Genomic DNA, 1,316 nt, shown 5'->3' with positions numbered 1-1,316 from the left:
TGAGTCGTCCTAAAATAGGTTGACAGTTTTTAAAAGTTTAAATCAATCCGGTGAAGCTAGCTTCACCGGATTTTTTGTTGTGTATAAAATTAGGTGTTTTGTAGTTAAGGCTTAGATGTGGTCTTTCATTGTTATATGTTTTTATTGACTGCTGAATCAACAGTCTGAGTTCTTTACCTGTATTGCATTTGTTTATGAAGAACTCTTCCTTCAATATCCCGTTAATTCGTTCTGCTAACGCATTTTGATAGCAGTCATACCCATCTGTCATTGATGGTAATGCATTTGATCGCTTCAATTGAGTTTGATATAACGAGGAGCAATATTGCAAGCCTCTGTCAGAATGGTGTATTACCTCGCTTGATGTGGTTCTACTTTTATTAGCCATTTTCATTGCTTTAACTACATTTTCTGCACTCATATCATCACTTAGGTGGTAGCCCATTATTTTTCTGCTAAAAGCGTCTGTCACCAAGGAAAGATAGTGAGTTCTTTCTCTACTCTTGATGTAAGTAATATCGCTTACAAAGTATTGCTCTGGTCTTACGGGCGTAACATCTTTCATCAGGTTGGGGTGTTTTTTTAGCCAATGCCTAGAATCTGTTGTTCTTGTGTAATTCTTTTTTTGTTTTATAAGCATTGATTCTGACCTGAGATAGTCAAATAGGGCATCTCTGCCTATTTTAACTCCCATCTTTTGAAACTCAACCTTGAGTAAATAATACAGTTTACGAGTGCCTAGCCTTGGCATTTGCCGGCGGACCCTTAAAATCAGCGGTTTGATTAAAGCAAGTTCATCAGCTCTTATCTGTTCTCGCTTTTCTGATTGATAGACAGCCTGTCTGCTTATCCCAAACAATCTGCAACAACGTGACAGGCTTAGTCGGTGTTCTTGCCGGATTCGTTGGATTGATTGGGCAAATGCTTTTTTCGAATAGAAGTTCCGTATTGCTGATCTGAGATGTCGATCATCGTGTTGAGAATCTTATTTTTAAGCTTCTCATCTGATAGCTCTTTTTCAAGCCTCTTGATCTTTTGAGCAGGTGTTTCTTTCATTGTGTTACAGGTAAGTCTTGTCTTTGGTTTACTCCAGTCTAAGTTACCGTGTTTGCGTAACCAAACCAAAACAGTACTCCTTCCTTGAATACCATATGCTTTTTGGGCTTGCTTATAAGTCATTTCGCCCTTTTCTACCTGAGATACAACCGCCAATTTAAAGCCTAAATTGTAATCACGCTGAGTGCGTTTCTTCTCAGCTCCTTCTGAGTCTTTCATAAATAAGTCGAATTTGTGTCAACTTATTTCAGGACGGGACA

Annotated in this window: 1 protein-coding gene; it reads right to left on the bottom strand. The window is 38.4% G+C overall.

Annotated elements, in window-relative coordinates; all coding sequences use genetic code 11:
- Window positions 1-37: 37 nt before the first annotated feature.
- Window positions 38-1,275 (bottom strand): IS3 family transposase gene (locus WA338_RS18750; protein WP_230199236.1). Its coding sequence is split into 2 segments (ribosomal slippage): window positions 38-933 and window positions 933-1,275, totalling 1,239 coding nucleotides; the frame shifts between segments, so codons are not numbered across the junction.
- Window positions 1,276-1,316: the final 41 nt, after the last annotated feature.

It is taken from the genome of Leeuwenhoekiella sp. CH_XMU1409-2 (genome assembly GCF_037029365.1).
GTDB classification, from domain to species: Bacteria; Bacteroidota; Bacteroidia; order Flavobacteriales; family Flavobacteriaceae; genus Leeuwenhoekiella; species Leeuwenhoekiella blandensis.
The sequence above is the reverse complement of the archived record's forward strand: the minus strand, read 5'-3'. Positions and strand labels throughout refer to the sequence as shown.